Source organism: Rhizobium sp. 01T437 (assembly GCF_056398505.1).
In genome coordinates this window covers 64,626-86,251 of record NZ_JBFTPM010000014.1, presented here as the reverse complement: position 1 = coordinate 86,251, position 21,626 = coordinate 64,626, and the positions used below count along the sequence as shown (strand labels likewise).

Below are 21,626 nucleotides of genomic sequence, written 5' to 3'. Positions count from 1 at the left end.
TGCCCCTCGTTGCGTTCTGGTTTCGCATCTTTCGAGGAACCGTACTCGCCGCTTCAGGCTCTGCTATCTTTGCCCAATCGGGAATAACAATAGCATCATTGCGACCAAGCCCAGACCCGCACCTACCATCTGTGAGGGAGCGAGCCGCTCGTCAAAAACAAAATATGCAATCACGTTGATGAGCAGCAGCTGAGCAACGGCGGAAACCGATATGGCGAGCCCCATTCCACCCTCTCTCATCAGCCGCACCATGATCAGATTACCCACACAATAAAGCGCGAGCGACAGGACCAGCACAAGAATGCTGTTGGTCGCGATATAGGTGCGTGAAGCGGTCGCCGCGCCGAGGAATGTTGCCATTGCGCCGGCGAGCCAAAGCAGAAATTCTATTCTCATAAGTGACCTTCGTTCGTCTTTCCGCAAGCTGCATACAGCTGTCGGCCGAGGATCGCCAGCATTGGATTCCACCTGCGGATCGGCTGTTCGGGCCTAGTCGGACGCCTCTCTCGAGCCTCGCATCGAAAGCGTGATGACGTTCTCGATGCGCAGCGGCAGGCTCTTGCCGACATCGTCTTTCAACATCCATCGGCTGATTGCGGGTCTTTTTGAGACCGCCGGCGGTAGAATTTGTCAAGGAGCGCCTCGATTTGAGTGCCTTATACTTCGCATCAGCAACGACCTTCGGTCATCATCTCAACAGTCGACGATCCTCGGCGGTTCATTCCTCCCGACCCGCTACGTCGGCTGTTCCCCCTCTGGAGGTTCTTGACCTTCACACCTCGAGGCCCGGCTTTACGCCCGCGGCCTCTTTTTTTGTCCATCAGGCACAGATCCCGTTGCCACACAGCCGTTGTTTGCGCGCTCTTTTCAGAGCGCGACTTTTCCAGAAAACGCCATCGGCTGGAGTTTGTTGTCTATAAATTGCAACCCGCACCGCCTGCCCCTGAAACAGACGGCGACGCGTTTCTCAGCACAATTTCGAATTCTGTCTTTGGATCGGAGGATTTGATCTAGCTTTTCAACCCCTGGCGGGTGCTCGGACGTGGCCCGGTGGTGTGTCGTGAACTCGTCTCCAGGCCCGCCGAAACTGGCGAGCCGACGAAAAGCCGATGCGTTCGGCGACGTTTTCCATATCGAGTCTTGAACCGATGATGAGTTCTCGTGCGAGCGCAATTCGCATGCGGTTTACATAGTCAGTAACGCTCATGCCGGTGTGCTCGTTGAAAAGCCGTGACAGATTGCGCGGGCTCGTCGCGGCGATCTTGGCAAGCGCCTCGACGGACCAGTTCTGCGACGGATCGGCACCGACGGCATCTTGAGCTCTGTGGATCGCCGGATGGAGGTGGTTTCGCCCTTCCAGCCACGGCGACAACTGGGGATCACCGCCGGCCCTTCGCAGGTAGATGACCAGAGTGCGTGCCACGGCAAGCGACACGGCGTGGCCGACCTCTTTTGCAACAACGGCTAGCATGAGATCGATCCCAGCAGTGACGCCTGCACTGGTCAAGCGCTCGCCGTCCTCGACATAGAGCCGGTTCTCGCGGACGCGAGCGGTCGGAGCAAGTCGGACGAGGTCCTGCAGCATGGAATGGTGGGTGGTGCATTCATGCCCCTCGAGCAGCCCCGCGCGCGCCGCAAGCAAGGCACCGGAACAGATCGTCGCAAGCCGGATGCCAGGACGAACGATCCCCCTCAGCCATTCAACGATTTCCGCTTCGAGAGCCGCGTCTCCCGGAGCAGTCTCAACCGCTCCAGCGAGCGGTTCATCCACCGCACCGGAAACAACGAGAAGTGCGTCATCGGGCAGGCGTGCCGGAAGCGGGGAAATCCTGGCCAGGTCGAGACCGGTCGAACTTCGCACCTCAGCGGCAGGTCCGATGTAGGTCGGCAAGAACGCTATCGATTCCTGTTCGAGATTGGCTCTGCGCAAGACTTCCATCGGACCTGCGATATCGAGCAGGAGCGCCCGCGGCGGCACGACCACAAAAACCGGGATGATGCGCCGGGGGCCTTCCACCATTATGCGGCCGCTCGTGCTGAAAGCCCGTTGAGCACCTGCTCCACGGTAACGATACGGGCAAAACGATCGGCAAGGACCAATTCCGTGCGCGCCCTGATCTCGGCGGCACTCCATTCGCGGCCGGATGTATCGGTCATTGGAAAGGTCAGTGTCGCCTCGCCGACATAGTCGACCTCATAACCGAGGTCGGAGGCGTGCCTGGTCGTCGTCTCGCAGCACTGCTCTGTGCGAATGCCGGAGATGATAATGCGCCGGATGTGGTTTTCAGTCAGCCAGACGTCCAGGCCGCTGCCAACGAGCGCGCTGTGGCGGCGCTTGCGAAACACCGCATCCGCCTCGATCTGAAGCGGCGTCAGCGGACGGACGAAACCCGAGCCTTCAGAGAAAACGCCGGCCTCCTCGACGTGAAATATCTGGACGACCGGAAGACCGGCCCTTTTCGCGCCATCGACCAGCGCCTGCTGAGACGCGATGTAAGTCCCGATCTCATCTTCGCGAAAATAGGGTCGATGACGGAAGGATTCCTGGGCATCGATGACGAGGAGTGCGGTATCTGCAGACATGTGATTATCTCCAAGGATGAGCGTGAAGACAGTCTACCGACAACACCATACTGCGAAATGCCGATTGCGGACAGATAGCGGACAGATCGCGCCAACCCGAAGACCGAACACCGGAGGGCCCCATTTGTCGAAGGCACTCACACAGATTTGCTGCGCAATCACATCACCGGGCGTCCCGACATGACCGGCATCCGATGCGGAAGCGTCCGTTGGAAGAAACGGATGCCGCCGATCATTCTGTCCTGTCCGTTGGATTCGCAAAGCAGCTCCGCATCGGCCGGCGGCCTAAACATCGATCTTGTAACCGAGGTCAATGTCGCTCGCCGCTTTCCCATGAAGCCCCCAGTTTGAGGCAGGCACTTCGACGAGGATGGTATTGACATCGGAGGCAGGGATACCGAGGGATGAGAGCTCCCTCGCCAAGCCAGCGTAGAGCCGCCGCTTGGCGTCGTCCGTACGGCCGGAAAAGAGGGTTACCTCCACCACCATATAGGAGGAACCTTTCCCGGGCGGGGTGATGATGGCGCCGTCATCGTACTCAAAGAGACGCACACACCGGTCGTCACTTGGCAGTTTCAAAGCGTCCAATAAGGCACGTTGCACGGCTTCGATAAGTTCGAGCTTGCGCTCTCCTATCCATCCACGCCGTGTCTCGATCCGAGTCGAAGGCATCAAAATCTCCAGTCCAGCACGTGATGTAGATCTTAAGAGTTCGGGATGATCGGCATGGCGTTCTTTTTACAATTCATCGCCGGGCAGCGTTCGCCCCGCTCCAAGGTTCGATTGATGATAGCCGCGACGCTGGTTCATCGATTGGCGATCTGGACCCGTCTGCGCTCAGTCGTTCCTGGCAAGCGCTGCGTTCCGTTATGCCCCGGTCAGTTGTGTCTCGCCCGTCGTGACAACGCCTTCATCGTGCGACCGAGCAAGCGGTTCTGAAAAAGCGTGACGTGGATGGCGTGGATCATCATGTGATGTCAGAAAGAAGCGACGGGCGACGTCGATATAGCCATTATAGACGAGACCACCATTGATCGAGACAAGCAGGTTCCGGTGCCGGCGGTAGAGACGCGGAATCCGGTACCATGGTATGCTGGGTCTCTGATGATGGAGAACATGCAGGTTGTTGTAGAGGAACAGCAGACCGAACAGCGGGCTGTTTTCAACGATGGCCGTGCGTTCGTGGTGATGATCGGCAAAGCGGTGTTCGGCGTAGGAGCGGAGCCTGCTGAGGGACGCGCCGCCATAGACGAATCCCAGCAGATAAAGCCAAATCGGCATTTGGCAAATTGCGCCAATCCAATAAAGAACGACCGCCATGCCGATGAAGTGCCATGCCCACAGTATCGCACGATGCCTGTCTCCGCCGGTGACCCTGACGAACTCTTCCCCCGCAAAGTTTAGGATCATGACGAGGGGGCCAAGGGTCAACCGTCCCAATAGCGTTGTATTCCAGACAGCCAAGCCGCGGCCGAAGCGGCCCATGCGGTTCCAAGCCAGCTGGGTAAAGTATGAGGATTCCGGATCCTCAATCGGATCAGTCAGATGTTCGTCGCGGTGATGGACCAGATGGGCCTCGCGATAGATAGCATAGGGCAACCAGAGTGATAGGGGCGGCCAACCGATCGCATCGTTGATTCGCCGATTTCGCGTCGGGTGCTCGTGTATCACCTCGTGTTGCAGCGATCCGTGCCAGGCAATCAACCAGCTTCCGAGCGCGGTGACGACAGCGAGCGGCAATTTCTGCCAAAACCAGGTCAGTGCGAGAAAGCCGCCATAGATGACGAGCGCCAAGGCAACGGTCTGCCATTCAATGCGTGCAATGGAAACGACGGACTGGGAGGGAAGATTTTCGACACCCGTACGGAGCGGCATTCACGAGATCCAAAAAAGCAATATCTTGAAACATCACTATGAGGCGATCAAAGCGCGCTTGCGCCACACAAGTTTGCCGACAGCGTTTCGAAAAAGGAAAACTCGTGCGCCCCAGCGTAAAATCGCAAAATATTTATCTATTAAAAATATAGACTATTCCAGCAGCCGCCGTAGCCCGCTGACAATTGGAAATTTGATTCGGCAAATGGGATGCGTGGCAAGCGGAATTGTCGCTCGAATGGAAGCGCGCTCGGCCAGCCAGGCGGGTCGTGCCGGGTACAAGCGCGCCAGTGTGTGAAGGCATCATCGATCGCGAAGCGCCATCAACACGACTGACCGCGCGCTTCCTCTCAGAAGGCGATTTGGACCTTCATCGACCGATTTCGGTCGCCGGCCACCTCAAAGGCGCGGATGGCATCGTCCAATGGATAGGTCTCAGTCAACAGGGGCCTGAGATCGACGCGACCTTGGTTGACGAGGTCGATGGCAAGAGCGAATTCCTCGTGAAAGCGGAATGTTCCCTTCATCTCGATTTCCTTGGCGACCACCACGTTCTGCGGGATCGAAACATCTCCGCCAAGGCCGAGCTGGACGAGGGTCGAGCGGGGTCGGAGAACTTCAAGCCCCGCACGGACTGCGCGTTCGTTTCCAGACGCTTCGAATTGGACGTCAAAGTAGCCCTTTTTTTCAGCGTATGCCGACAGCTTCTCAGGGCTTTCCGCGACGTTGATGACGCGATCGGCCCCCACTTCCAGAGCCTTGTTCAGGACCGCGTCCATAACATCTGTTGCGACGATCTCGCGCGCGCCGTGCGCCCTTGCGGCAATGATGGCGAGCGCACCGATCGGACCGCAGCCCGTCACGAGCACACGTTTGCCGGTCAGCGAGCCTGCGCGGTTGACGGCGTGCAGCGTCACCGCAAAAGGCTCGGCCATGGCGGCTTCGCCGATCGACACGCTTTCGGCGATCTTGTGGCACTGCCACGCCTCTGCAATCAAGCGCTCGCGAAATGCGCCCTGGATGTGCGGCATCGGCATGGCGCTGCCGTAAAAGCGCATGTTAAGGCAATGGTTCTGCTGGCCCTTCAGGCAATAGTCACAGGCACTGCATGGCCGGCTTGGCGAGACGGCGACACGATCCCCCACTACGAGATCCGAGACACCCTCGCCAAGTGCCTTGACGACCCCGGCAACCTCATGCCCGAGGATCATCGGCTCGCGAAGGCGCACCGTCCCGAAGCCGCCGTGATTGTAGTAATGCAGATCGGAGCCGCATATCCCTCCTGCCTCGATCGCCACTTCGACCTGACTGCGCCCCGGCGCCACGACAGGCCGCTCCTCTATGCGAAGATCCTTGGCAGCGTGAATGACAAGAGCTCTCATCGATGTGGTCCTCAAATGACGGGGGTTGGAGGTGTGGCGCCGGCGAAGTGGGCGGCGAGATTGTCTCGCACCAACCTGCCCATCGCCTTGCGGGTTTCGATCGTCCCGGAGGCGTGATGGGGCTGGAGGAGTACGTTGTCGAGCCCCAGGAAACGCGCATCGAGCTTCGGCTCGCCTTCGAAAACATCGAGCGCCGCCGATCCAAGTGCACCACTTTCAAGTGCATCGAGCAAAGCGTCTTCATCGATATTGGAGGCACGCGAGATATTGATGAGCATACCGTCTGGACCGAGCGCTTCGATGACATCCTTCGAGACGATGTGGCGGGTCGCCTGCGATGCGGCGAGCGTCACGAACAGGAAGTCGGAACGCGCCGCAAGTGCGACAGGATCGGCGACAAAGGTCATGCCCGCGGCATAAGGCTTCTCGCTCACGTCCGAATAGGCAATGTCCATGTCAAACCCGCGAAGACGCTTGGCGACCTCGAATCCGATCCGGCCGAGCCCGAGAACACCAGCGCTGCGACCCCAGACTCGTCTCTTCAGCGGATAGAGCCCACGGTTTTCCCAGCTGCCGTCCCTGACCCAGGTCTCGGCGCCAATCATGCCCCGAGACTGGACAAGCATCATCGCAATGCCGAGATCGGCTACATCATTGGTCAGGACGTCGGGCGTATTGGTGACGCGCACGCCCCTTGTCCGGCATGCACCAAGGTCGACGGCATCATAGCCAACCCCGTAGACCGAGACGATTTCAAGCCCGGGTAGCTTTTCGATCATCGCGGCCGACGCACCGAGTTCGCCGCGTGTTGCCACCGCGCGGATACCGGCACCGTGGTCGGCAAGGAACTTCTCCTTGTCTTCGGCCTCGTAGAATTTGTGGACCGTATAATCCCGCTCGAGTTCGACCAGATCCCATTCCGGATAGGGTCCGACCAGAAGGATTTCAGGTTTTGTCATGGTTTCCTCCACTATCTTGATTATTCGTGCCGGCGGTTGGCGAGCGATGCGACGCTTGCCAACGCAACCGAGACCATCCGTGCAAGCGGCTGGTCGATTTCGATCGTTACGACGTCGCGCTCGCCGAGAGGCAACTCCAGGGTGGCTAGCTGGCTGTCGAGGAGTGCGAGCGGCATGTAGTGACCCTTGCGACCACTCAGCCGTGCGGCTAGCGTTAAGCGATCGCCCTGCAGGAAGATGAACGAAAGAGGTCGGCCCGCCCTCGCCCGCAGGAAGGTTCGATAGGACCGCTTCAGCGCCGAACAGGAGATCACGGTCTCTTCGACCACGGCAAGTTCGTCGCCGAGGGTCTGCAGCCATGGCCAGCGATCCTCGTCTTCGAGAGCCACACCCGCCGTCATTTTCTCGATATTGCTCGCCGGATGACGGCTATCGCCTTCGACGAAGCGGTAGCCGAGATGGGACGCCAGAAGCTTTCCCACCGACGTCTTGCCGCATCCCGATACGCCTATCACCACGATGGGGCCGAGATGCGGGCTGGTGTTAAAGGCAAGTGGTGATGCCGCCGTCGACATAAAGCGTGTGTCCATTCACAAAGGAGGAAGCCTTGCCGGCAAGAAAGACGGCCGCGCCGACCAATTCCTCGACATTGCCCCAACGGGCGGCGGGCGTGCGCTTTTCAAGCCAGGACGAGAACTCCTCACTGTCGACAAGCGCCTGATTGAGCGGCGTCTTGAAATAGCCGGGCGCTACGGCGTTGATCTGGAGACCATATCTCGCCCAGTCGGCGCACATGCCGCGCGTCAAATTCTTCACAGCGCCCTTCGTCGCCGTGTAGGGCGCGATCCCGGGACGGGCGAGCTCGCTCTGAACGGAGGCGATGTTGATGATCTTGCCGCTTTTGCGCTTTATCATGTGACGAGCGACTGCCTGACCGACATGAAACACGCTGGAAATATTGGTGCGCAGAAGTTGGTCCCACTTCTCGACGGGAAAGTCCTCGAGCGGCGTGCGGAACTGCATGCCGGCATTGTTGATGAGGATGTCTATCGGCCCGATTTCGTCCTCGATGCGGTCGACGCCAAGACGTACCGCCTCGGCATCGGTCACGTCGAAGTCGCAAGCCGACACGGTGACGCCAGCCTCTCTTACGCCGCGGACGGCAGCGTCAAGTTTTGTCCGGTCCCGACCGTTGAGGACGATGTCAGCGCCGTGATCGGCAAGGCCCCTGGCGAGCGCAAGACCGATGCCTTGCGACGAGCCGGTGACGAGCGCTCGCCGCCCGGAAAGGTCGAATAACGGAAAGCTCATTGACTGTCTCCAACCGCCTATGCGGGAATGCTGGACCGGTGCGTCAGATATCGACGACCAGACCCTTCGCCTTCAGGACCGGCTCCAGCTTGCTGACCTCGATGACCGACTTGCCCTGCTTGTAGGCCTCGATGAAGCCGGCTTCGGCATCTTCGCGCAGCTTCGACAGCCTTGCCGCCTCCTGGGCTTCGGCCCGCCGCACGACAACCAGCCCGTCAGCATCGCCAACGACGATGTCGCCGGGATTGATGATCTCGCCGCCGACGATGATGGTGTCATTGACGGCCGCGATCGTCTCCTTGACAGTGCCCTTGATGCAGACGCTGAGCGAAAAGACCGGAAAGCCGAGGTCGCGCAATTGAAGCGTGTCGCGCACTCCCGTGTCGGTCACGAGACCGCCGATGCCCTTTGCAAGGCAGGCATTCGCCAACACGTCGCCGAATGAGCCGGCCTCTTCGTATTCGCCGGCCGAGACCACGATGATGTCACCGGGCCTGGCGTAATTGATGGCGAGCTGCAGCATGATGTTGTCACGCGGCGCGCATTTGACGGTGAAAGCCGGCCCGCACAGTTTCATGCGATAGTCGACCGGCTTCAATCGGGAGGAGAGCGCCCCGCGTCGGCCCTGCGCCTCATGGATTGTTGCGGGCGAGAACTTGGAAAGCGCCTCGATGTCGGCCTTGCTCGGCCGTTCGGCGATGTCTTTGATGTGGATCATAGGAAACCTCGGGCAACGGTTTTGGGAGCGGCGGGCAGACCCGCCGCCGGCATTGATGGATGATGTCTCAGATTGTTTGCGGCAGATGCCGGCTTAGGGGATCGGGTCGAACTTCAGCTGCGAGAGCGGTACGACCTTGTCGGTACGGGTCATCTTGTATTCGGTGTTCGGGCCAAGCCAGGTGTCCCAGATCTTGTTGATCTCGCCGCTGTCGTCGAGCTTGTGCAGGATCTCGTTGACCTTGGCTGTAAGCGCCGGCTGATCCTTCTGCATGCCGATGCCGATCGGCTGGTAGAGCATCGGTTCGTCGATCATGCGCATCTTCTTGCCGCGGGTCTGGGACTCGTTGACGAGCTTGGTGGTGGTCATGGTATTGGCGACCATGCCGCGCGCCTTGCCCTGCTGGACCGCGAGATAGGCCGAGCCGGTATCCTGGAATGTCAACGGATCGGACTTGTTGAGCTTGATCGACATCTCAGAGGTCGAACCCTTGGTCGAGGCAAGCCGCTGGCCCGCATAGTCGGCCTTCGTCTTGCCCGCATCGTCGGCCGGCACGATCAGCATTTCCTTGGCGACATAATAGGGATCGCTGTACTGGATCTGCTCGGCACGGCTGAGCGTATAGGCGAGATTGGCGACGGTGATGTCGACACGGCCGAGCTTGACCTCCGGAATGCGGGCTTCGACCGAGATCGGCTTGATTTCGGCCGTCACGCCGAGCCCCTTGGCGATCGCCTTGCAGAGGTCGACGTCGAAGCCGACCATCTCGCGCGTCTTGACATCCGGCGAGGAAAAGGGCGGCACGTCGGCATAGGTCGCGCAACGCAGCGTCTTGTTAGATAGGATCGTATCGAGCTGATCGGCCTTCGCCGGCAGCGCGGCGGCGCCGACGAGGACCAGGCTTGCGGTCATGCATTTCCAGTTCATTGCTGTTCTCCTTGTTATGAAGTCGTGCCCCGTCAATGCCGCAGGTCCGACAAGAAGCGCTGGGCGCGCGGATGACGGGGATTTTTAAAGAATTCGTCCGGCGTTGCCTTTTCCAGGATCTCGCCGGCGTCGATGAACCAGATCCGATCGGCGACATCGCGGGCGAAGTTCATTTCGTGCGTCACACAGAGCATCGTCATGCCTTCTGCCGCCAGACCCTTCATGACGGTCAGAACTTCGCCGACCATCTCCGGATCGAGCGCGCTCGTCGGCTCGTCGAAGAGCATGACCGGCGGCTCCATCGCCAGCGCCCGGGCGATCGCCACACGCTGCTGCTGTCCGCCGGACAGTTGGCCCGGATAGGAATTCGCCTTGTCGGCCAGACCGACGCGGTCAAGCAGCTTGATGGCCTTGTCATGAGCCACGTTCGCCGCCAGACCCTTGACCCTGATCGGCGACATCGACACGTTTTCGACGACGGACAGATGCGGGAAGAGATTGAAGCTCTGGAAGACGAAGCCGATCTGGCTGCGCAAGCGGTTGAGTTCGCCTGCCCGCATCCTGGCGTGAATGTTCTGGCCCTCGAATTCGATCGAGCCGCTGCTGATTTCCTCGAGCCGGTTGACGGTACGGATCAAGGTCGACTTGCCCGAGCCGGACGGCCCGCAGATGACCACGACTTCGCCGCGCTTTACCTCGGCGTCGATGTTCTTGAGCACCGGATGGTCGCCGTAGCTCTTGCAAACCCCCGTCAGGCGAATGGCCTGCCCGTCCTGCGGCTTTGGTTGAGGCGCGGTCATAGTTGCTCCGTAAGTGTCTTGAGGGCCACGCTCTCGGCCGGGAGACGCACGTTGACGGGTCCGGCACGGCGACGCGTGATGCGCCGCTCGACGGTATTGGCAACATAGGTCAGGCTCCAGCAGAGCACGTAGTAGACGAGGGCAAGCACAAGGAAGACCTGGAAGGGCTGGGTGAGCAGCTGGTTGTTGACCTGGCTTGCCGCAAAGGTCAGATCCGGGACATTGATGACGTAGCCGAGCGTCGTATCCTTGATCGTCGAGACGAAGGTCGAGATCATGCTCGGGATCATGTTGTAGAGCGCCTGCGGCAGGATCACATATCGCATCGCACCCATGTAGCTGTGCCCGAGGGCGCGCGCGGCATCCATCTGCCCCTGACCGAGCGAGACGATGCCGGCCCGGACCACTTCGCTGAGAAACGCCCCCTCGTAGATGACGAGCGTCACGAGCATGATCCAGAAGCTCGGCACGTCGGCGCCCGTCCAGAGCGGTACGAGAAAATAGAACCACAGGATCAGCATCAGGAGCGGCACGCCGCGCGTGACGTAGACGAGACCCGTCACCGGCCATCTGAGGGCGGAAAACTTCGACAGGCGGGCAAGCGCCAGCAGGATGCTGACGGGAAAGGCGAGCGCGATCGCCAGCGCCGACAGAAGAAGCGTATTGGCAAGGCCGCCGAGCGGGCCGTTCGGATACTGGCCGATCAGAAGCAGGAGCCAGTAGTCCTTGATGATGGCGACGATGTCCTGGATCATCGGCGCACCTTCCAAGCCGGGTCGGCGCGCATCGAGATCGCCGCGCCCGTGCTCATGATGATGAGCGAGAAGAACAGATAGATCACTGTGCCGATCAGGTAGATCTCGAAGGTGCGGAAGCTGACATTGTCGATCTCCTTGACCGCATGGGTCAATTCCGCGGCCCCGACGACGATGGCGAGACTGCTATTCTTGAAGAGCGAAACGGAATGATTGATCAGCGGCGGCAGCGCGTTGCGGATGCCCTGCGGCATGATGACGAAGCGCATCGCCGAGACGTAGCCGTGGCCAAGCGCCTTGGCTGCCTCCATCTGCCCAGGACTGACGGCACGAAGACCGGAGCGAAGGTCCTCGCTAAAATAGGCGGCCTGGCAAAGCCCGAGCCCGATGACCGCAAAGATTGCTTCGGCGTTATGCTCCGCAAGCCAGCCCGTCACGGCATCCGGCATCAGCGTGTAGATCCCGAAGTACCAGAGCATGAGCTGCACGAGGGTCGGGACATTGCGATGGTAGGAGACATAGGCCTTTACGACCGGATCGGCGAACCGGATGGGCGAGATGCGCAGGCAGAGCAATAGGATGGCGAGCGTCATGGCGAGCAGCCATGAACCGGCATAGATGACGAACGTCATGACGATGCCATGCGCGAGCATGGAGAGGTATTCCGGATTGGACAGGATCGCAGAGAGATCGAATCCGCTCACGGTCTTGCCCCTTCGCTGCGATCGTCGGCGGCCGGCGACTGCGGCTTTGCGGTCTGCAGGCCGCCCATGACCTGCAGGGTGGGGGTGATTTCCATATGGCCGATATTGACGGCAACCGGAGCCGCGATGGCAAAGGCGATCGCATCGGCGATGTCGCTTGCCTGCGGCAGTTCGAACCCGTCGATGAACCGTTCGCGCACGCTCGGATCATTGCCGTGAACGTGGTTGAAGATATCCGTCGCTACGCGGCCGGGGCAAATTTCGGTGACGCGTACCCGTTTGCCGAAGGCGTCGATGCGCAATTGGTTCGACAACATGGCGACACCCGCCTTGACGGCGTGATAGGTCGAGTTGCCCCCAAAATTATAGTTGCCGGCAATCGAGGAGATGTTGATGACGTGACCGCGATCGCGCGCGACCATACCCGGAACAATCAGACGGCACAGATGCAGGACGGCACGCAAGTTGACGTCGACGAGAAGATCGATGTCGCCTTCGTCGGCTTCGAGGAATTTCTTCGGCCGGTCGACGCCGGCATTGTTGACGAGAATGTCGAACTCAACGCGGCCGGCAAGTTCGGCGATCGCCTGGCGATCGGTCACGTCGATGGCGTGGGCGATGCAGCCCGTGCGGGCAGCAAGTGCTGCCAAGGCGTCGCCACTGCGGGCGATCGCGTGCACCTCGATGTTTTCGCGGGCGAACCGCTCCACGATCGCTGCGCCGATACCGGAAGAGGCGCCGGTCACCAATGCTGTCTTGTAATCTGCGAATGGCATCTGCGTTCCCTTGTTGTTGGCTTGGACCTTAGCGGAGCTTTGAACCCTTGCCTAAGACCGATTATGTCTGGAGTAATAAGCAACTCTTATGGATGCGGCTCAGGCGTCGAACCCCTTCTCGCACAGGGCTCCGCGCGGTCGTTCTGGCCTGACGACGCCGGCGGGCGGGCGCGTTGCAAAAGCGCGGCAGCTCTGTAAACATGCATCGCAAAGCCTGTAACGCACTGTCGCAAATGGATATAAAACGCCTCAAGTCCTTCATCGTCATCGTCGACAGCGGCAGCATCACGCGTGCAGCCGACATCCTGCATCTCGCCCAGCCGGCGCTCAGCCAGCAGCTTGCGGCGCTGGAGGACCATTTCGGCCAGAAACTGCTGATCCGCAGCCAGCAGGGCGTCAGCATGACGGATGCCGGACACGCCGTGTATCGACATGCCCAGATCATCCTCAGGCAGATGGAACAGGCCCAGGCCGATGCGGCCGCCGCCGGCAATTCGCTTGCGGGGCGCGTCTCGGTCGGCCTCGTCCCCTTCAGCAGCGCGGCGATGTTGTCGGTCGATCTCTTGTCCGAAACCAGGAAGCGCCATCCCGGCATTCTCCTGCATCTGACTGAAAGCGTCGGCCAGACCTATAGCCAGTTGATCATGAACGGCCGGCTGGAAATGGCGCTGATCCATGGTGTCGGTCCGATCAAGGGCGTCCGTTTCGACCCGATCCTGAGTGAGGAATTCTACCTCGTCGCGCCCCAGGACTTCGCCATAGAAGCGGATGCCAAGCCAGTCCCGATCGGTGCGCTTGACGGCATCCCGCTGCTCTTGCCGCCGGCCTACAACTTCGTGCGCAGAGCCGTAGACACGGCATTTACCCGTAGCCGGATCAACCTGAAAGTTGTCGCTGAAGTCGAGGTCGTCAGAACGCTGGCGCGTGCGGTTGCAAGCGGGCTTGGGGCGACGATCATGCCGAAAGCGATCGCCGACCGTATCGTCGCGGAAGCAAGCGAGCCGCTCGTCCGCCGGCTCGTTTCTCCCCGCATCGAGGAAACCCTGTCGCTCTGCACGTCCGATCAGAATGCCCTGTCGGAACCCGCCCTTGCCGTTCGAGGCATTCTCGTCGAACTAACCGAACGCCTGAAGGTCTGAAAAGCCCGCCAGAGACGGGCCTTCGAGCGCATCTGAACCATCAGCGCATGTTGGCGCAGAACTCAGCAATACGCGCACATCCTTCGCGCAGCATCTCCATGCTCGTCGCATAGGAGATGCGGAAATACGGGCTCATGCCGTAGGCCGCGCCCTGGACCGTTGCGACGTGGTGCTCGTCGACGAGCCCCGTGACGAAATCGACGTCACCCTCGATCTTGCGCCCCCCCCTGGTGGTCTTGCCGATCAGCGAGGCCATGTTCGGATAGACGTAGAAGGCGCCTTCCGGCTTGTGGCAGCGCAGACCGTCGATCTTCGACAGGGCGTCGACGACGTAGTCACGCCTTTCCCGATAGATCGCCGCCCTCTCCTTCAACAGTCCCTGAGGGCCGTTGAGCGCAGCGATCGCAGCGGCCTGGGCGACCGTCGAAATACCGCCGCCATTCTGGCCGTTGACGTTGCTGATGGCCCCGATCAGCGCCTTGGAGCCGCTGGCGCAGAAGCCCAGTCGCCAGCCGGTCATCGCATAGGCCTTCGAAACGCCATTCATCGTCAGCACCCGGTCGTAAAGTCTGGGTTCCACCTCAGCGATGGTGCAGAACGCGAAGTCGTCATAGACCAGATGCTCGTAGATATCGTCGGTCAGGATCCAGACATGCGGATGGCGCAGCATCACCTCTGCGATCGCCGCCATGTCGGCGCGTGAGCAGGCAGCCCCCGTCGGATTGTTGGGAAAATTCAGGATCAGCCATTTCGTGCGTGGCGTGATCGCGGCCTCGAGGTCTTCCGCACGCAGCTTGAATCCGGCCTGTTCGAAACAAGGTACGGCCACCGGCACGCCGCCCGCAAACTTGACGATGTCGGCGTAGCTCACCCATGACGGCGTCGGGATGACAACCTCGTCGCCGGGATTGCAGGTCGCAAGCATCGCATTGAAGATTACCTGCTTGCCACCGCCCGAGACGACGATCTGGCTGGCGTCATAGTCGAGGTTGTTGTCGCGCTTGAACTTTCCGGCGATTGCCGCCTTCAGCGCCGCGGTACCGTCCATCGGCGGATATTTCGTATCGCCGGCAATTGCTGCAGCATGGGCCGCTTCGATGGCATGGGCAGGTGTTGGAAAATCCGGCTCTCCCGAAGACAGGCTGACGACCTTGATCCCCTTGGCGGATAATTCACGGGCACGCTGGGTCATTGCGGCTGATGCGGATACGGAAACGTTCTTCAGACGGTCGGCTATGGATGACATGGAACAGATCTTTCGCTCTTGGGATGGATTCGACGATCAGCGGGCGACGTCACGAGGCAAGTTCGGATGCGGGTGCCAACACTGCGCCGACGGCTTCGATTTCGTTGCGGATCAGGCTTGCGAGTTCGAGCGAGCCGGGGGTGTCGCTATGTACCAGGATGGACCGCGCCGGCATCGCGATGATGCTGCCGTCGATCGCCTCGACGGTGCCCTCGAGAAGAAAACGGCGTACGCGTGCGCGCACCGACGCCTCGTCCTTGACGAGCGCCCCAGTAAGGCCGCGGGCGACGAGATTTCCAGCCGCATCATAGGCGCGGTCGGCAAGGAAGAGCGCCAGCGTTCTCAGCCTGGCCCGCTTGGCCGCTTTCTCGATCTCGCTGCCGGGCGTGACGAAAATCACCAACCTGTCGTCCACCTTTGCGATCGCGTCCATCATCAGGTCGGCCAGCAGCGGGTCCCGGTTGACCATGTTGCCCATCGCGGCATGGAAGCTGAAGTGAGCAACACTCATGCCTTGCGCGCTGGCGATCGCCGAAAGCGCGCCGAGCTGATAGAGTAGTTGCTGGCGCAGCTCGTCCGGCTGGAGTGACATCTCGCGGCGGCCGAAGCCGGCGCGATCGGGCAGGCCCGGATGGGCGCCGATGCCGACGCCGTTTTCCTTTGCAAGACGGACCATGCGCCCCATCGTCTCCGGATCTCCGCCATGGAAACCGCAGGCGATATTGGCCGACGAGACGATCCTCATCATCGCTTCGTCGTCACAAAGCCGATAGGGCCCAAATCCTTCGCCCATGTCGGAATTCAGATCGATCTTCATCGCGTCCTCCATTTCAACACGCTCGCGCCGTCAGCCGATCACGCCGAGCGCCCGCTTGACCATCGCTGCTGTGCGTCTGACATCATCGACATAGCGGGTGACGGCCTGCTCGATTGCCCTTGCCTCGGCATGGGTCGCGCGAACGAACCTTACCCTGCTGCCGATACGCGCCTGACCGAGCCGCCACAGGTCGCTTTCGATCACACCCGCAATCTTCGGGTATCCGCCTGCCGTGTTTGCATCGCTCATCTGAATGATGGGCTCACCGCCCGGTGGAACCTGAACCACGCCGGGAACCACGCCGTGCGAGCGCATTTCGACAGGCACACCGGGCTTAATCGGTTCGCCGGACAGCCGATAGCCCGTCCGGTCGCTCTGCGAAGAGATCCGCCAGGCCTGGCTCCAGAACCGGCCGGCGTCGGCGCCGTAAAGCTCGTGCTCGCCGGCGACGATGGCACGAACCGAAAGCTCTCCATCGATGGCCTCGGGAAAGAGATCGCGCAAGGCGACCTCCGGTTCGATGACAGAGGTGCCGCCCTTCGGGAGCGGCAACGCCTCGTCGGTGGTCGCCATCGAGAGCGTGTCGCCGGCAGTCAGCGGCCTGCCGCAATTGCCGCCGAACCCGCCGCGCAGCGTGGTGCTGCGCGATCCCATGAGGAGAGGCACATCGAACCCACCGGCCACCATGACGTAGGCACGTGCCAGACGACGGGGCTGCTCGATTTCCAGGACATCACCCTTGGCTGCGCGATGTGTGCACCATGGCAACAATGTACGTCCGGTGAGGCGTGGCCAGCCTTCCGCGCCGGTGACGACAAAATCCGCGTCGGCGGCAAAACGAAGCTTGAACGGAAAGGTCTGTACTTCGATGGCGGCAGCACTCTCGGGGTTGCCAAGCAGAATGTTGCCGATCCTGACGGCGAGCGGATCCATGGCGCCGCTCGCCGAGACGCCGATGTCGCGAAAGCCGGGCCGGCCGAGATCCTGGATCGTATTGAAGGGACCTGTCTGGACGATCTCGATCACAGTTCGATCCTTTCCGGCACGAAACGCACGCGGTCACCGGGTGCCATCAAGGCGGGTGTCGACGACGTCGGGTCGAACATCTTGAGATCGGCATAGCCGATCGAATTCCAGCCGTTTGGCCCGGTCAGCATGGCGACGCCGGTTTGCATGCCGCCGATCGTGACGCTGCCCTTTTCCATCCGAAGCGACGGCACGGTCTTGCGCGGCATGTAGATGCGTGGGTCGAGGCCGTGCAGGTAACCGAAGCCCGGCGCGCTTCCGAGCGCAAAGACCCGGTAGGACGCTTCATGGTGGATCCGCACGATCTCCCGGTCTTTCAACCCCGACAGGTTGCAAAGGGCAGGAAGATCGGTAGCGAATTCTCCGCCGTATTGAACGGGGATTTCGATCGTCTTGCCGGCCAGATCGATGCTGCGGGCCTCCTGCCACGCGGTCTGCAGCCGCTCGACGACAGGGGTCGGATCCTCCGGCGTCTCTTTCAGGATCGCCAACAGATTGGTCATGCCCGGAATGACTTCCGCCACGTCATGCCATGTCGAAACCAGGCGCGACGCCGCCCAGATGAGGCGCTGGGCGGGAAGATCAAAGTCGCCTGGCGCCTCGAGCAGGAAGGATTTCGCCCCGATGAAGGAAACCCGCGCACCGTCGCGAACGGCCGTCAGCGTCTCATCTCGCGGGGCATGGTTGTTGGGCTGTATCGTCATGTAAATTGCTCGAGTTCGAACAAGGGTTCGCCAAAGCCCACCAGGGCATCGGCATTGGCCAGGCGTCGCCGCACTATGGCTGTGCGACCGGCAGACAGAGGAAGGAGGATCGGCCCGACAGCGATGAAGCCGAGGATGTCGTCTTCGCCGACCCGGTGCGGCGCGCTGTTGCTCGCCTCGCCGCCCGGTTCCGACGGTCGAAAATGGCCAGCCAAAGGCGCCTTGAGGAGGAAAGTGGAAGCGGACGCCTGCGGGGTAGTGGTCGAACCGGAAACCGCAACTTCCTTTCCCTTGGCAATAACGATCCGCAGATGGCCTTCGGGCGTGGTGATTTCCAGCCCCTCGACCCCTGCCCTCGTCAGCGCATCGGCGAGCGTGGCAATCGTTTCGGCGTCAGTAAGGTCGATTTTGCTCATGTCGACCTCCGCCGTGCGAGCCATTGTTCGAGATAATGGATATCCGTCTCGCCGCGGCCGAAGGCCTCGTCATCAAAGAGCGCGCGTAGGAAGGCAAGATTGGTCGAAATTCCACCGATCTCGGTCGCAGCCAATGCCTCGCGCATCCTGGCGATCGCCGCCGGTCGGTTCGGTGCATGCACGATCAGCTTGGCGATGAGGGAGTCGTAATAGGGAGAAACCCTGTATCCTTCATGGATGTGCGTATCCACCCGCACGCCCTCACCTTCGGGAAGTGTCAGACGACCGATCATCCCGGCCGACGGCAGGAAGCTATCCGGATCCTCGGCATTGATGCGGCATTCGATCGAATGGCCAGCGCATCGGACCTCGGCCTGATCAATCTCCAGGCGGCGGCCCTGGGCGACCTTGATCTGCTCCTGGACGATGTCGAGACCGCTCGTCATTTCGGTGACAGGATGTTCGACCTGCAGGCGCGTATTCATCTCAATGAAATAGAACCTGCCGTCCTCGAAGAGAAACTCGAAAGTCCCGACGCCGCGATAGCCGATCTGACGGCAGGCCTCCACGCAGGCCAGCCCGACGGGATCGATGATCCGCGGCGAGAGACCCGGGGCTGGCGCCTCCTCGACCACTTTCTGGTGGCGACGCTGCATCGAGCAGTCCCGATGGCCGAGCCAGAGGGCATTTCCGTTGTTGTCGCAGAGGACCTGGATCTCGATGTGACGAGGATGCTGAAGGAACTTTTCCATGTAGAGCTCGGCCGAGCCGAAGGCCTGTCGCGCTTCCTCACGGGTCAGCGCGACGGCCTCATGCAGCTGCCCCGCATCCGTAACGACGCGCATGCCGCGACCGCCACCACCGCCAGCGGCCTTTATGATGACGGGATATCCGATCTTGCGGGCGGTGCGTTCGATCACATCCCGGTCTTCCGGAAGGGCCGTGTCCGGACCGGGCACGCAGGGAACGCCGGCTGCGATCATCGCCCGCTTTGCGGCGATCTTGTCACCCATTGTTGCGATGGCCGAGGCTGGCGGTCCAATGAAGACGAGGCCGGCTCTTTCGATCGCCTCCGCAAAAGCCGCCTTCTCCGACAGGAAACCGTATCCGGGATGAATGGCGCCGGCACCGGTCAGCCGGGCGGCAAGCAGGATTGCATCCTGATTGAGATAACTCTTTGCCGCCGGAGCAGGTCCCACGCAGAGGAAGTGTTCAGCGTCGCGCCGGTATGGCGCCTGCCTATCGGCCTCCGAGCAGATCATGACGGTCTTGATCCCAAGAGCGTGGCAGGCACGCTGGATCCTCGTTGCGATCTCGCCGCGGTTGGCGATCATCACGGTATCGAACCGGAGGGGCGCCCCGGCACTGTCGGAAAACTGCCTCATGCCGTGATCTCCGCAAGGAGGTCCCCGGTCTCCACCTCGCCGCCGTCGATCTCGGACAGACGTGTGATGCGTCCCGCGCGCGGAGAGGTAATACGGTTGAAGACCTTCATGGCCTCGATGATGAACAGCGTCTGACCTTCCTCGACCGTCTCGCCCAACCGCACGAACGCTGGTTCGCCGGGAGAGGGAGCGCGGTGGAGGATGCCGAAGACGGGCGCCCTGACTGTCACCGCGGCAGTGTCGGCCGTAACCGGTGCCGTAGCCTCGTCCTTGGAAAGGTCAGATAAGATCGGAGCGGGCGCGGCTACCTGGTCGTTGAGGCGAAAGATCCGGACTGTCGTGTCCTTCTGTGTGACCGTCAGCTCGGTGACGTTCGACCGGCCAACGAAGTCGATCAAGGTCTTTATCTTTTCCAGATCCATGAGCATCTCGGTATTTTGGAATGCAACTTCCAGCCGCGCCCGACGGCGACGACTGCATGACCATTCCCTAGCATGATGCTTGTGACGATGGGGTCAGACGAAGTTTTGATGACCGGCAATTTGCGCCGGCCGGCACCAGTGAAGCACGGTGCGCGGAGAGTTCCATACTCTTCGGCTCCGACCTTTCGATGCGGGGGATATGTCTAGTCGGAGGTCTTTGAGAGCATCCCGAACGCTCTGCGATCTCGCAGGCACCTTCCACACAAAAGAAGCGCATCGGAGCTTTCAGCATAGCGGCCGCACCATAGGCGCGGTTTGGGGTCTCGGTCTTGCGCCGTGGCAGGCGCCCTCGTGCTGGGAGGCGGCTCTCGTATCCTCTCCGTCCTCTTCGTCGTGACAGACAGCCTCAAGCCTGATTTTGGTGCTTGAATCGCAGATTACAGATTGGTACGGCGATTCACATTATCATACTGCAATATGAATTACTTGATTGAAAATCAGTCTATGTGCTGATAAACATTGCTCTAAGATCAGCTTGCAGTCTGAGAAATGTGAATGAAAAGCGATAGTCGGAAAAGGGGGCGCCTACGCCTCGATGAAAGACTTCGGACGCTCCAACCGATTGACCGGTTCAAGGCACCGCCGAAAGGATGGGTGCGTGCGCTGCGTGACGCGCTCGGGATGACGGGTGCGCAGCTCGGCACGCGCATTGGCGTGCGGCCTCAAACCGTAGAAGCCATGGAGAAATCGGAAGCCGCAGGCACGATCCAACTTAACACTTTGCGTCGCACAGCTGAGGCGCTGGATTGCACACTCGTCTACGCACTTGTTCCCAACAGTTCACTCGAGGCCATCATCGAGGCGCGCGCGAGAAAAATCGCAACGCGCGAGCTTCACCGCGTCGCGCATACAATGCGGCTCGAAGCTCAGGGCACGGATGAAGCGGACTTCGAATCCCGCGTCCAGGCATACATTCGCGATAGGCTCTCCGAGCGCGACCTCTGGAATGAGACATGACGGACCTGTTTCAGGAGCCCGAGGACGCAACACCCCTTGAACCGCATGAGAGAGAGGGCCTACTTCAGACATGGATCACGCACCGCCGTGATCTCAACGAGGCGGAACAGGAAAACATCGTCGACGGTGCGGCCTGGGCGCGTGGTCGTCGGCGCGTATCGCTTGAGCGAATGCTCAGCGAGGACTTCATGCGAACACTGCACAAGCAGATGTTTGGCTACGTCTGGGAATGGGCCGGAACCTTCCGAACGACGGAGCGCAACATCGGCGTCCAAGACTACCTCATCGGAATGGAGCTCGCGAGCCTGTTAAGCGACGTCCGCTATTGGGTTGAGCACCAGACATTTCCACCGGATGAAATTGCGATCAGGTTGCACCATCGCCTGGTCGCGATCCACCCGTTTCCAAGCGGAAATGGCCGTCACGCTCGCCTGGCGGCCGATCTTCTGATCGAACGTCTTGGCGGCGACCGTTTCAGCTGGGGTGGCGGAACTCTGGCCGATGTCGGTGAACTGCGCACTCGCTACGTCGCGGCCCTTCGCGCCGCCGACAACCATGATATCGCGCCGCTGCTAGAATTCGCGCGCACCTAAGAGGCTCGGCCTCTATGCGCATCGTTCGCTTGAACGGATTCGAACCTCCGACACGGCATTTTAGTGTCGAA

The 21,626-nt window shown here is 60.7% G+C and carries 26 protein-coding genes; 4 read left to right on the top strand and 22 right to left on the bottom strand.

All coding sequences use genetic code 11. The annotated features are described in order from the left end of the window. Positions 1–63 precede the first annotated feature (63 nt). The 5 genes from AC1DM5_RS25530 to AC1DM5_RS25510 all read right to left on the bottom strand — a co-directional run bounded on the left by AC1DM5_RS25530 (position 64) and on the right by AC1DM5_RS25510 (position 4,458). Complete coding sequence (locus tag AC1DM5_RS25530; protein ID WP_113184976.1) at positions 64–396, bottom strand: hypothetical protein; 333 nt, start codon at positions 394–396, stop codon at positions 64–66. A 622-nt stretch (positions 397–1,018) separates the two neighbouring features. Further along, entirely contained in the window at positions 1,019–2,020 is a 1,002-nt protein-coding gene (locus AC1DM5_RS25525; RefSeq protein ID WP_477820033.1) for a GlxA family transcriptional regulator, read from the bottom strand. Continuing rightward, positions 2,020–2,583, bottom strand: coding sequence for an isochorismatase family protein (locus AC1DM5_RS25520; RefSeq protein WP_477820032.1), 564 nt, complete (start codon positions 2,581–2,583; stop codon positions 2,020–2,022). Before AC1DM5_RS25520 ends, AC1DM5_RS25525 begins: the two co-directional genes overlap by 1 nt. A gap of 285 nt (positions 2,584–2,868) precedes the next feature. Next, the gene (locus AC1DM5_RS25515; RefSeq protein WP_477820031.1) at positions 2,869–3,255 is read right to left on the bottom strand and encodes a tautomerase family protein; all 387 of its coding nucleotides are present in this window, start codon (positions 3,253–3,255) and stop codon (positions 2,869–2,871) included. Between the two features lie 195 nt (positions 3,256–3,450). Next, entirely contained in the window at positions 3,451–4,458 is a 1,008-nt protein-coding gene (locus tag AC1DM5_RS25510; protein ID WP_477820030.1) for a fatty acid desaturase, read from the bottom strand. On the opposite strand from AC1DM5_RS25510, the gene AC1DM5_RS25505 reads away from it, so the two are divergent. Beyond that, positions 4,364–4,756 (top strand): hypothetical protein, encoded by a 393-nt coding sequence (locus AC1DM5_RS25505; RefSeq protein WP_477820107.1) that lies wholly within the window; start codon positions 4,364–4,366, stop codon positions 4,754–4,756. The two genes, AC1DM5_RS25510 and AC1DM5_RS25505, sit on opposite strands and share 95 nt — an antisense overlap. Before the next feature lie 52 nt (positions 4,757–4,808). On the opposite strand, the gene AC1DM5_RS25500 is transcribed toward AC1DM5_RS25505, so the two are convergent. The 10 genes from AC1DM5_RS25500 to AC1DM5_RS25455 all read right to left on the bottom strand — a co-directional run bounded on the left by AC1DM5_RS25500 (position 4,809) and on the right by AC1DM5_RS25455 (position 12,790). Continuing rightward, entirely contained in the window at positions 4,809–5,840 is a 1,032-nt protein-coding gene (locus AC1DM5_RS25500) for an L-idonate 5-dehydrogenase (RefSeq protein WP_477820029.1), read from the bottom strand. Positions 5,841–5,851: 11 nt separating this feature from the next. Further along, positions 5,852–6,799, bottom strand: coding sequence for a 2-hydroxyacid dehydrogenase (locus AC1DM5_RS25495; RefSeq protein WP_477820028.1), 948 nt, complete (start codon positions 6,797–6,799; stop codon positions 5,852–5,854). A gap of 20 nt (positions 6,800–6,819) precedes the next feature. Next, positions 6,820–7,374: a gluconokinase gene (locus tag AC1DM5_RS25490; RefSeq protein ID WP_477820027.1), complete on the bottom strand. Its 555-nt coding sequence runs from the start codon at positions 7,372–7,374 to the stop codon at positions 6,820–6,822. After that, positions 7,343–8,110, bottom strand: a complete 768-nt coding sequence (locus AC1DM5_RS25485) for an SDR family oxidoreductase (RefSeq protein WP_477820026.1) — start codon at positions 8,108–8,110, stop codon at positions 7,343–7,345. The genes AC1DM5_RS25490 and AC1DM5_RS25485 overlap by 32 nt, the downstream gene beginning before the upstream one ends. A 43-nt stretch (positions 8,111–8,153) precedes the next feature. After that, a complete protein-coding gene (locus tag AC1DM5_RS25480) occupies positions 8,154–8,828 on the bottom strand; it encodes a 4-carboxy-4-hydroxy-2-oxoadipate aldolase/oxaloacetate decarboxylase (protein WP_477975947.1) in 675 nt (224 codons plus the stop codon). A gap of 93 nt (positions 8,829–8,921) precedes the next feature. After that, positions 8,922–9,755: an ABC transporter substrate-binding protein gene (locus AC1DM5_RS25475; protein ID WP_477820024.1), complete on the bottom strand. Its 834-nt coding sequence runs from the start codon at positions 9,753–9,755 to the stop codon at positions 8,922–8,924. Between the two features lie 32 nt (positions 9,756–9,787). Then, positions 9,788–10,555, bottom strand: coding sequence for an amino acid ABC transporter ATP-binding protein (locus tag AC1DM5_RS25470; protein WP_477820023.1), 768 nt, complete (start codon positions 10,553–10,555; stop codon positions 9,788–9,790). Beyond that, positions 10,552–11,310, bottom strand: a complete 759-nt coding sequence (locus tag AC1DM5_RS25465; protein ID WP_477820022.1) for an amino acid ABC transporter permease — start codon at positions 11,308–11,310, stop codon at positions 10,552–10,554. Before AC1DM5_RS25465 ends, AC1DM5_RS25470 begins: the two co-directional genes overlap by 4 nt. Further along, positions 11,307–12,014 carry an amino acid ABC transporter permease gene (locus AC1DM5_RS25460; protein ID WP_477820021.1) on the bottom strand — a complete coding sequence of 236 codons (708 nt, stop codon included), beginning with the start codon at positions 12,012–12,014 and terminating at the stop codon, positions 11,307–11,309. The genes AC1DM5_RS25465 and AC1DM5_RS25460 overlap by 4 nt, the downstream gene beginning before the upstream one ends. Continuing rightward, a complete protein-coding gene (locus AC1DM5_RS25455; RefSeq protein WP_477975945.1) occupies positions 12,011–12,790 on the bottom strand; it encodes an SDR family oxidoreductase in 780 nt (259 codons plus the stop codon). The genes AC1DM5_RS25460 and AC1DM5_RS25455 overlap by 4 nt, the downstream gene beginning before the upstream one ends. 233 nt (positions 12,791–13,023) lie before the next feature. On the opposite strand from AC1DM5_RS25455, the gene nac reads away from it, so the two are divergent. Then, a complete protein-coding gene (nac, locus tag AC1DM5_RS25450; protein ID WP_477820019.1) occupies positions 13,024–13,929 on the top strand; it encodes a nitrogen assimilation transcriptional regulator NAC in 906 nt (301 codons plus the stop codon). 40 nt (positions 13,930–13,969) lie between these two features. On the opposite strand, the gene AC1DM5_RS25445 is transcribed toward nac, so the two are convergent. From AC1DM5_RS25445 to AC1DM5_RS25415, 7 genes are read right to left on the bottom strand one after another with little or no spacing between them, the layout of a single operon-like run. Then, complete coding sequence (locus tag AC1DM5_RS25445; RefSeq protein WP_477820018.1) at positions 13,970–15,175, bottom strand: pyridoxal phosphate-dependent aminotransferase; 1,206 nt, start codon at positions 15,173–15,175, stop codon at positions 13,970–13,972. Positions 15,176–15,224: 49 nt separating this feature from the next. Continuing rightward, positions 15,225–15,992: a 5-oxoprolinase subunit PxpA gene (locus AC1DM5_RS25440; RefSeq protein WP_477820017.1), complete on the bottom strand. Its 768-nt coding sequence runs from the start codon at positions 15,990–15,992 to the stop codon at positions 15,225–15,227. 30 nt (positions 15,993–16,022) lie between these two features. Beyond that, positions 16,023–17,018, bottom strand: a complete 996-nt coding sequence (locus AC1DM5_RS25435; RefSeq protein ID WP_477820016.1) for a 5-oxoprolinase subunit C family protein — start codon at positions 17,016–17,018, stop codon at positions 16,023–16,025. After that, complete coding sequence (gene pxpB, locus AC1DM5_RS25430) at positions 17,015–17,722, bottom strand: 5-oxoprolinase subunit PxpB (protein WP_477820015.1); 708 nt, start codon at positions 17,720–17,722, stop codon at positions 17,015–17,017. Before pxpB ends, AC1DM5_RS25435 begins: the two co-directional genes overlap by 4 nt. Then, positions 17,719–18,138 (bottom strand): acetyl-CoA carboxylase, encoded by a 420-nt coding sequence (locus AC1DM5_RS25425; protein ID WP_477820014.1) that lies wholly within the window; start codon positions 18,136–18,138, stop codon positions 17,719–17,721. The genes pxpB and AC1DM5_RS25425 overlap by 4 nt, the downstream gene beginning before the upstream one ends. Then, positions 18,135–19,523 (bottom strand): acetyl-CoA carboxylase biotin carboxylase subunit, encoded by a 1,389-nt coding sequence (locus AC1DM5_RS25420; protein WP_477820013.1) that lies wholly within the window; start codon positions 19,521–19,523, stop codon positions 18,135–18,137. Before AC1DM5_RS25420 ends, AC1DM5_RS25425 begins: the two co-directional genes overlap by 4 nt. Further along, positions 19,520–19,945, bottom strand: a complete 426-nt coding sequence (locus AC1DM5_RS25415) for an acetyl-CoA carboxylase biotin carboxyl carrier protein (protein WP_477820012.1) — start codon at positions 19,943–19,945, stop codon at positions 19,520–19,522. The genes AC1DM5_RS25420 and AC1DM5_RS25415 overlap by 4 nt, the downstream gene beginning before the upstream one ends. 555 nt (positions 19,946–20,500) lie before the next feature. Between AC1DM5_RS25415 and AC1DM5_RS25410 the strand changes: the two genes are divergently transcribed. Then, entirely contained in the window at positions 20,501–20,962 is a 462-nt protein-coding gene (locus AC1DM5_RS25410; protein WP_477820011.1) for a mobile mystery protein A, read from the top strand. Continuing rightward, positions 20,959–21,555, top strand: a complete 597-nt coding sequence (locus AC1DM5_RS25405; protein WP_477820010.1) for a mobile mystery protein B — start codon at positions 20,959–20,961, stop codon at positions 21,553–21,555. The genes AC1DM5_RS25410 and AC1DM5_RS25405 overlap by 4 nt, the downstream gene beginning before the upstream one ends. The last annotated feature ends 71 nt before the right edge of the window (positions 21,556–21,626 follow it).